We start from the raw sequence: 9333 nt of genomic DNA, 5'->3' as shown, positions 1-9333 counted from the left end.
GCGCCCGCCTGCGTCACCAGCTGCGAGCCGCTTTCCACCCGCTCGACGCTGGCGCCGATCAGGCTCTTGATTTCCTTGGCCGCCTCGGCGCTGCGCTGGGCCAGGGTGCGCACCTCGCCGGCCACCACCGCAAAGCCGCGGCCTTGTTCGCCGGCGCGGGCCGCTTCCACCGCCGCGTTCAGCGCCAGGATGTTGGTCTGGAAGGCGATGCCGTCGATGGTGCCGATGATGTCGGCGATCTTGCGCGAGCTGGCGCTGATCTCGTCCATCGTGGCCACCACCTGGCTCACCACGCTGCCGCCCTGGGCCGCGGCGGTGGAGGCCGATTCGGCCAGCGCATTGGCCTGCCGCGCCGAGTCGGAGGTGTGGGTCACGGTGCCGGTCAGCTCCTCCATCGAAGCCGCGGTCTGCTGCAGGTTGGAGGCGGTCTGCTCGGTGCGGGCCGACAGGTCGTGGTTGCCCTCGGCGATCTCGCCCGACGCAGTGGCGATGGAATCGGTGGCCTGGCGCACCTGGCTCACCGTGTGGCGCAGCGCATCGATCATCGTGCCCAGGCCATGCAGCAGGCTGCCCGGCACCTGGGTGCGCACCTGCGTGGCCAGGTTGCCGCGGGCCACTTCGTTCATCGCGGCCAGCGCATCGGCCGGATCGCCCCCGATCTGGCGGATGACGCTGCGGGCCACCGCATAACCGATGCCGCCGATGGCCGCCAGCAGCGCACCGGTGACGGCCAGGCTGCGCAGCAGCGCGGCGCGCACCTCGGCGTCCAGGTCGTCCATGTACAGGCCCGAGCCGATGATCCAGTCCCAGCCCTTGACGGTGGCCACGTACTGCAGCTTGGGCACCGGCTCGGTCTGGCCCGGCCGCGGGAACATCATCGGCACGAAGGCCTTGCCATCCGGTGCACGGTTGGCACCGTTGACCACCGCATCGATCACGTCCAGCCCGGTGCTGTCCTTGATCTTGCCGATCATCGGCTTGCCTTCCCACTCCGCCTTCAGCGGATGGGCCACGCCCACGCCTTGGGTGGACCAGGCGAACACGTATTCCTTGTTGCCCTGGCCGTAGCGGGTCAGGCGGATGGCGTCCTTGGCGGCTTTCTGCGCCTCTTCCAGTGTCATCGCGCCCTTGGCGGCGCGCTCCTGGTAGCCGGCCACCATGGTCTGCGTGGCGGTGACGGCGGTCACCAGCTGTTCCTTGCGCCCCTCGATGATGCTGCTGCGCAGCTGGAGGAACGAAGCGGCCGACAAGGCGGCCAGGCCCGCGATCGACACACCCACCAGCGTGGCGATCTTGCGGTTGAAGCTGAGATTCTTGAACATCGACGACTGCACTTCCCACGGGCACCGACCGCGCCCCCTGCAGGGGTTTCGGCAGCGGTGGGCCCGGATCAAGTGGTTTTTGCAGTCGCCGCGCGTTCAGCGCTTCGGCCGTGCCGGCTTGAGGGCGCCGGTGGTTTCCGCCGGCGCCACCACGCCCTTGACGGCGGCCTGCGCCAGCTTGAAGAACACGTCGGTGTTGTCGATCACGCCGGTGAAGGCCAGCGCGCCGGGGCCGTAGGCCGACAGCGGCACGTCGGTGCCGGTGTGCACCGCCTGCTCGCCGGGCACCTGGCCGGTGACCATGAAGTCGCCCAGCGTGTCGTCGCGCTCCATCGCATTGGCGGGGTACCACTTCAGCGGCGTCTGGTTGGCAAAGGGCTGCTGCACGTCGCGCTGCGGCGTCTTCTTGGTGCGCCAGTCTTCGTAACGGTCGGCGTTGGCGCCGTAACCCACCAGCAGCCGGTAGTCGATGTCGGTGGATTCCGGATAGCCGTCGGCCGCGATGCGGTAATGCGGAAAGCCCGCCTTCTCATAGGTGCCCACCACGCTGTTGCGCAGGTTGGCCACGCCCTTGCTGCCGGCCAGCTCGGCCAGCCTGGCGTCGGTCACCACCGAGCCGCCGATCAGCGCCGCGCCCGAGCATTCATGGTCGGCGGTGACGATGACCAGCGTGTCGCCGCGCTCGGCCGCAAAGTCCTGCGCCACCCGCACCGCGCGGTCGAACTCCAGCGTGTCCAGCATCCAGCGTTCGGTGTCCATCGCATGGGCCTGCTTGTCGATGGAAGCACCTTCGACCATCAGCACGAAGCCCTTGGGCGAGCGCTTGAGCACGTCCAGCGCCTTGGCGGCCATCTCGTCCAGCATGGGCTGGTCGGGCAGGCCGAAGTCGTCCACCACGCTGGCGCCGCCCAGGCCGTTGCGGTCGGTGCCGCGCCGGCCGTTGATCTTGTCCAGCGCCACGTTCATGTTGGAAAACGCGAACAGGCCCAGCAAGGGCTTGCCGGCATCGGCGCGGTCGAGGTCGGTCTTGGTGGCGGCGTACTGGAAGCCCGCCTGCTGGAAGTCGCCGATCAGGTCGCGGCCCTTGTCCAGCCTGCCGGGCGCCACCCCCCAGCGGCGCACGATTTCGGCGGTGTGCGGGTCGGTGGCCGAGAAGGCGTAGTCGCTGCTGTCGGTGCGGGCCGAGCCGGGCGTGCCGGCCGGCAGGAACCACTTGCGGCCGCCGCCCATCAGCACCGCCAGGCCGGTGTGGCCGCGGTCGTCCAGGAACTGGTCGACGATGCCGGTGCCCGCGCCGCGGTTGCTGGTGTGCACCGCATTGCCGGCCGGCGTGGCGTCGAACACGTCGGCGGTGGTCACGATGCCCAGCTGCTTGCCCTGGGTGCGGTGCAGGTACTCGCTGAGGTACTCGATGCGCGGGTTGTCGAAGGCGTCCACGGTGTCGTCGGGAAACACGCCTTCTTCGTTGTTGTTGTTCTTGTTGCCGCTGACGTAGGACGTCATGCCCGGCGACGAATCGGTGACGATGGAGTTGAGCGAGGCCGTCTTGACCAGGCCGGTGGCCGCAAAGCTGTCCATCGCCAGCGGCTGCATCGCCTTGCCCTGCGCATAGCCGTGCACGATGCGTGCGGCCGTGCGTTGCGAGGCGCCCATGCCGTCGCCCAGCAGGATGATGATGTTCTTGACCTTGGGGCCCAGCGCGGCGGTGAAGGGCACCACGTCGAAGTTGCCGCGGGCCGTCACCAGCTGGCCATCGGCCTGCGTGGCTTCGACGCTGAACTCATGCCGGCCGGCGGCCTGCACGCTGACGGCACGCACGCTGGCGATGGCGGTCTCGGCCGCCAGGCCCTTGGTGCAGCCGCTGGCGCAATCGCGCAGCGCCACCGGCTGGGCCAGCGGGCGGCCATCGATCATGAAGCGGGCGGCGACGATCTTCTGGCCGGCGTCGGGCCTGACGGTGGCCTGCAGGTCGAAGCGCTGGCCCGGCAGGAAGCGGGCGATCACCGGCTCGGGCCGGCCGCTGGCAAACAGCTCGCTGGGCGGCGTGAGGCGGCTGACGGTGGGCGCGGCCAGCGCCGGGGCGGCCAGGGTGGCAAGCGCCAGCAGGCAGAGGGCAGGTTTCATGGTCAGTGGCGGTGGGTGGCGGGGGTGGTCGAGGCCATGGGGGCCAGGGCGTCGTCGGGCAGGTACAGGCGAATCCAGGACACCCGGCCGGTGGCGTCTTCGGCGGGGCCGAAGGCCAGCCGACCGGTCAAGGCCAGCGGGCCCGGCACATGGGCGACGATGCGGCCCTGTTGCGGCGGCGGCAGCACCACCGTCACGGTATGCGCCGGCAGGTCGTCGGCCTCGCCATCGGCATGCTCGGCCATGGTCACCGGCCGCGGCGTCAGCAGAAACTGGCCGGGCTGCGGCTGTTCGCGCTGCACCATGTGCCCCACCAGCCGCACCTGCTGGCCATCGGCCGCCAGCAACTCCGGCGTGGGCTGCACACCGCGCGGGCCGATGGGCTGCACGAAGAAGTCGGAGAAGGCAAGCGCCAGCGGCGGCGCTGATTCCTGCGGCGCGGGCGGGGCGGCGGCGGCGGTGCTGCTGGCCAGAACCAGCAGGCAACGCGCGGCCAGGGTGGCGAAGTGATGCATGGGCGGCAGGGTTGTCAGAACCGCAATGCTTGCCGGCGTTTGTGACAAAACCGTGTCGGTGGCATGAAAACCGCCGGCTCCGGCGCGCAGCTCAGGCCGCCCTTGAGTCCCGGACTGGCCTTCAGGGGTGTTGGATGCACGAAACGATCGCTGTAGCCCCACGAAAACACGCGATTCGTTCACCATGAGACAATCTGTGCTTGTTTTGTGCGCCACTCCCGCCTGCACGCCATGTCCTCCCCCACGCCCGCCGCCTTGCCCGCCCGCCCTGCAACGACGCCCATCGAACGCGTGCCCCACAGCGTGCAGGAAGACCTGGTGGCGCTGTTCACCGGTTGCTTCGTCATCGCCTTCGGGGTGATGCTGCTGCAGCAGTCGCATGCGGTCACCGGTGGCACGGCGGGGCTGGCCTTCTTGCTGCACTACGCCACCGGCCTTTCGTTCGGCGTGGCCTTCTTCCTGCTGAACCTGCCGTTTTATTACCTGGCCTGGCGGCGCATGGGCCGCGCCATGGTGCTCAAGACCTTTGGCTGCGTGGCGCTGCTGTCGGTGTGCACCGACCTGCACCCGCGCTTCGTCAGCATCGCGCAGATCAGCCCGTTTTACGCGGCGCTGCTGGGCAACATGCTGATGGGGCTGGGCTTCATCGTGCTGTTCAGGCACAAGGCCAGCCTGGGCGGCCTCAACCTGCTGGCGCTGTACCTGCAGGAGCGCCACGGCATCCGCGCCGGCCATGTGCAGATGGCCATCGACCTGCTGATCATCCTGGCATCGACGGCGCTGGTGCCCTGGCCGTCGATCGTGGCTTCGGTGGGCGGGGCCGTCGTGCTCAACCTGCTGATCGCAATGAACCACCGGCCCGACCGCTACCTGGCCTGAAGGCCTGCTCCGGGGCCTTACTTCGCCGTGCTCAGCCAGCGCTGCCGCGCCTGCTCCAGGCCGCCGCGCTGGTCGACCAGGTCCCACGCAAAACGCATCACGCGGGTGTAGTCGGCATCGTCGGTGGGCAGCATGAAGCCCAGGAAGTTCTTGGGCGTCAGCGGGCTGTCGACGAACTTGGCGGTCAGCCGCGGGTCGGCCTTGGCGTACACCAGGGCTTCATAGGTCTCGGTGATCATCACGTCGCCCTTGCCCTCGGCGATCAGCCCAGGGATCTCGGCGTTCTTCGGGTGCGTGGACACCTGGGCCTGGCGGAAGTTGGCCAGCACGAAGGTCTCGTTGGTGCCGCCGGGGTTCTTGACCACCCGCACATTGGCCTGGTCCATGTCGGCCAGCGACTGGTAGCGGCCCGCATCGGCGGTGCGCACCAGCGCCACTTTGCCGAAGGGCGCATAGCCCGGCAGCATCTCGAACTGGCGGATGCGGGTGACGTTGCGGGTAATACCGCCCACCGCCACGTCGAACTTGTCGGCCTTGAGGTCGGCCACCAGGTTGGGCCACGAGGTGGGCACGTACTGGATGCTGACGTTCAGTTCCTTGGCGATCTTCTCGATCACGTCGATGTCGTGGCCTTCATAGCCGGTGCCCGCGGTGATGGCGAAGGGCCGGTAGTCGCCGGGCGTGCCCACCCGCAGCGTCTTCGATTCGACGATGCGGTCGAGCCGCGGACCGGCGTGGGCGGGCGACAGGGCGGCTGCAGTGGCCAGGGCGACGGCGGCAAGGGCGAGCAGGGGACGCATGGGGACTCCGTGATGGGTGAATGAGAGCAGGGGACTTTCGCAAGCTTTGTGCCTGTCTTATGCTTGTACAGCGCACATCGTGCACGCCAAGGTGCGCCGATGACGAATCATCCCCAATCAGCTCCCCGCCCACCACCGGGCCTACCCCAGCATGACCGTGACCATCGACGACCATGACCGCAGCCTGCTGCAACTGCTGCGCGACAACGGCCGCCTGACCAACCAGGAGCTGGCCGATCTGGTGGGCCTGTCGCCTTCGCAGTGTTCCCGGCGCCGCATCGCGCTCGAACAGTCGGGCCTGATCCTGGGCTACCACGCGCACCTGGCGCCGCAGGCCGAGGGCACGCCGGTGATGGGCATGGTGGAGGTGCGCCTCTTCAACCACACCGACAAGGCGGTGGACGCGTTCAATCGCTTCGTGCTGCACGAGCCCGCGGTGCGCGACGTGTTCAAGCTCACCGGCGACTACGACTACCTGCTCAAGGTGGCGGTGGCCGACCTGGCCCAGCTGAGCCAGCTGCTCACCCAGCTGTCGTCGCTGCGCGCCAGCGTCAGCAACCTGCGCACCTCGGTCGTGCTGGAGCGGGTGAAGGAGAACGGGGTGGGGTTCGAGAAGGATGCGGCGGGGTAGGGCGGCAGATGGGCGTGTGCCCACCGCCCGTCATGCGCCGAACACGGCCAGGCGCCAGTGCCGCAGGGGGTCATGCGCATCGGGGCCACGGTAGTGCAGGGCCGCGGTCTCGAAGGCCTTGAGCACCTGGCGGGCCTCGGCCCGCAGGCCCATCAGACTCAGTGCACCGAGCATGCGGCTGATCAGCAGGTCGTGGTGCGTGGGCGTGGGTGCCCAGGTCGCGAAGCCGGTGCGCCAGTCTTCGCTGGGCTTTACCTCACCATCGCGCCATTCGAAGCCGTAGAAGCGCAGCATCAGGGCCAGCGCGGCCAGGAGACCTTCGCGCACCGGGGCCTGGGCGCCCAGCACCGCGCCATCGTGGCGCGTGGGCACCGGGGCGGCGGGGTCCAGGCTGCTGGGCGTGGTCAGCGGAAACATCCAGGGCACCGTGCGCAGATGATTGGCCAGCTCCCAGTCCTTCCACTGCAGCGCCTGTTCCAGCGTGGCGCCGGTGCTGTCGCTGCGTTGGCCGGTGAGGAAGCAGAACACCGCGAATCCGTCCTTGCTCAGGCTGCCGATCGACGGCGTATCGGACGGGGAGGCGGCTGCCGGCGGCTGCTGCAAGTGCTGCAGCAGCACGGCCAGCACCACCTCGGGTTGGGCGGCGATGGTGAGGTCTGCCATGGCGCCCCAGGTGTGCCGCTCCTGGCCCAGCACCACCACCCTGGCCCCGCGCACGGTGGCGGCGTCCACCATCGATCGCGTGGAGCGGATGGCGCCGTCGCTGTCCAGCACCAGGATCACGTCGGCCCGCTTCATCGCCAGGGCCGCAGCCGCATGCAGCCCCTCGGCTACCGGCTCGCCGGGCAGCACCATGTCGGGCCGCACATCGTCTGCCGCACGGCCGCAGGTGGTGCAGCGTTCCACGTCCGTGCTGGGGTTGGTCTTGCCGCAGCCGATGCAGCGCCGCCTGAAGGCATTGCCATACAGCGCCACCTCGTTCTCGGCCCCGGCCATGGCCAGCAGGCCATCCACGCGCTCTGACACCAGCATCGCCTGCGGCAGGGCATGGGCCAGTTCCACCAGTGCCAACTGGGCGGCGCTGGGCTTGCGCCCGCGCATCTGCTGGCGCCAGTCGGTCCATTGCCGGCGAAATGCCTGCGGATCGGACTGCAGCAGCGCGAGGTCGCCGAAGTCGCCATGCGGCCCGCTGCCCTGGCCGGCCAGCAGCACCACCCGCCGGGCCTGGCGCAGCCAGTCGGTGACGGTACGCAAGACCAGCGGGGCCACGGCCTTCTCGGCCTCGGCGCGCTTGCGGGCCTGCTTCTGCGCGAACATCAGCTCTTCGCTGCGCGCCACCAAGCTGGCCTTGGTGTCGCCCACCCGGGCCTCGGTCACGCCCACCGAGATGCCGACGCGCAGGCCCGCGGCCACCGCCTCCCAGTCGTGCCGGGCCACGGCGTCCTGCAGCCGCAGCGCGATCTGGCGCGCGGTCTCCACGTCGGTGTCGCGAAAGAGGATGGCGAACTCGTCGCCGCCCCAGCGCGCGGCCAGGTCGGTGGCACGCACGTGGGCCGACATCTCTTCGGCGATGCCGCGCAAGGCCTGGTTGCCCACCTCGTACGAAAAGCCGTTGTTGATGTCGCGGAAGTTGTCGACGTCGATCAGCGCCACGCACAAGGGGCTGCCCGTGGCTTCGCCGGCCTGCGACCATTCGGCCAGGCACTGGTTGAAGCGCCGCAGGTTGGCAATGCCGGTCAGTGCGTCCTCATGCGCCCAGCGCTCGAACTTCATCGACTGGTCGGCCAGCAGCTTGATGCGCTCATCGCCGTGCCGCGCCTGCAGCCGCAAGTCGGCCATCTCGGAGCGGCCTTGCAGGTTGTGGGCGCGGACGCGCCGTTCGCAGCGCAGCTGGCGTTCACGCTCAGCCACCGCCAGCGCGAGGTTGCCCTGGCGCTGGTAGATGGTTGCTGCCAGCTCGTGGCCCATGCATTGCAGCGGCAGATAGCCCACTTCGGCCGACAGGGCCGCCATGCGGGCGGCATGCATCGCGGCCACTTCCAGCGACTGGTCCGCCAACGCCACCTCGGCGGCCAGCCAGCTGTAGGCCGCCTGTATCCAGCCCAGCGAAGCCGGTGCGGGCGCGCTGCCCTGCGCCAGCAGCGCGCGTGCGTCGTCGACCCGGCCCGACCACACTTGCAGCAGGCCGCGAACCAGCAGACCCGATGGTCGCAGGGTGGCGGCGGCACCAGGGGTGAGCGGGTCCTGCAGCGCAAGCGAACCCGCCGCCAGCGCGTCGAGCGGCGACGGCACCTGGCTGAGTTCGGCGGGGCGGCCTTCGTCGAAGCAGCGCATGGCCTGCACCCAGGCGCGTGCGACGCACACCTCCAGCTGCGCCGCCGCGGCCAGCTGCTGTTCAGCCAGCCGGGCAGCGCTGTGGAATGCCTGCTGCGCATCGTCGTGGGCACGGGCGCAGCCCAGCGCAAAGCCCAGCGCGGTGTAGGCCTGCACCGTCCAGGCACCGGTCGGGATGCCATCGGCCAGGCGGGTGGCCAGCAGTCCGCTTTCCACCGACTCCACCACGCGGCCCAGCACACTGGCCGTGCGGGTCAGCAGCGACAGGCCTTCGACCTCCAGCGCGGGCAGTCCGCCCCTGCCCGCCGCCCGCACCACTTGCGCTGCACGCGCATGCGCCTGCGGGTGGCGCGATTGCGCCACGTCGCAATAGGCCAGGCGCAGCAGCGCGGGCGCCGCCTCCGGCGTCGGTTCCTCGTGTTCCAGCCGCCGCAGCAGCTGTTCCGCCAGAAGCCTTGCCTCGTCGATCCTGCCCCGGGCCAGCGCTGCGTCGCACTGCATCAAAAGGTCGTCCATCGCCCACCAGGCGCAAGCGCCGTCCTGCAAAGGCGGCGATGCTACAAGCCCCCGGTGCAGGCCAGTGCTTGGGGGCGGTCAGCCGTTCATCCAGCCCGTGCTCGCCAGGCCGCCAGCTCGCGCGGAATCGCCTCGGCCAGGAAGTCGAAGGCGCGGCGCACCAGCGGGTTGCCGCGGATCTCTCGGTGCACCGCCAGCCAGCAGGGCAGGGG

Annotated in this window: 7 protein-coding genes; 2 read left to right on the top strand and 5 right to left on the bottom strand. The window is 69.8% G+C overall.

The genetic code is table 11. The features are described 5' to 3' along the window. The 3 genes from ABNT58_RS10260 to ABNT58_RS10250 all read right to left on the bottom strand — a co-directional run. Nucleotides 1-1322, bottom strand: a 1322-nt coding sequence (locus tag ABNT58_RS10260) for a methyl-accepting chemotaxis protein (protein WP_348753384.1), incomplete at its 3' end; no start/stop codon positions are given. Nucleotides 1323-1418: 96 nt separating this feature from the next. Further along, nucleotides 1419-3446, bottom strand: coding sequence for an alkaline phosphatase (locus ABNT58_RS10255; protein ID WP_348753383.1), 2028 nt, complete (start codon nt 3444-3446; stop codon nt 1419-1421). A gap of 2 nt (nt 3447-3448) precedes the next feature. Next, complete coding sequence (locus ABNT58_RS10250) at nt 3449-3961, bottom strand: hypothetical protein (RefSeq protein WP_348753382.1); 513 nt, start codon at nt 3959-3961, stop codon at nt 3449-3451. A gap of 231 nt (nt 3962-4192) precedes the next feature. Between ABNT58_RS10250 and ABNT58_RS10245 the strand changes: the two genes are divergently transcribed. Beyond that, complete coding sequence (locus tag ABNT58_RS10245; RefSeq protein ID WP_348753381.1) at nt 4193-4840, top strand: YitT family protein; 648 nt, start codon at nt 4193-4195, stop codon at nt 4838-4840. 17 nt (nt 4841-4857) lie between these two features. Here the strand turns inward: ABNT58_RS10245 and ABNT58_RS10240 are convergent, their stop codons facing one another. After that, nucleotides 4858-5640 carry a transporter substrate-binding domain-containing protein gene (locus ABNT58_RS10240; protein WP_348753380.1) on the bottom strand — a complete coding sequence of 261 codons (783 nt, stop codon included), beginning with the start codon at nt 5638-5640 and terminating at the stop codon, nt 4858-4860. A 151-nt stretch (nt 5641-5791) separates the two neighbouring features. On the opposite strand from ABNT58_RS10240, the gene ABNT58_RS10235 reads away from it, so the two are divergent. Further along, the gene (locus ABNT58_RS10235; RefSeq protein WP_348753379.1) at nt 5792-6271 is read left to right on the top strand and encodes an Lrp/AsnC family transcriptional regulator; all 480 of its coding nucleotides are present in this window, start codon (nt 5792-5794) and stop codon (nt 6269-6271) included. A 30-nt stretch (nt 6272-6301) separates the two neighbouring features. Here the strand turns inward: ABNT58_RS10235 and ABNT58_RS10230 are convergent, their stop codons facing one another. Next, on the bottom strand, nt 6302-9121 hold the full coding sequence (locus ABNT58_RS10230; RefSeq protein ID WP_348753378.1) for a diguanylate cyclase: 2820 nt from the start codon (nt 9119-9121) through the stop codon (nt 6302-6304). Nucleotides 9122-9333: the final 212 nt, after the last annotated feature.

The organism is uncultured Aquincola sp. (assembly GCF_964001545.1).
Lineage (GTDB): Bacteria > Pseudomonadota > Gammaproteobacteria > Burkholderiales > Burkholderiaceae_C > Aquincola.
Note: the sequence above shows the minus strand (reverse complement) of the source record. Positions and strands in the feature narration are given on the sequence as shown.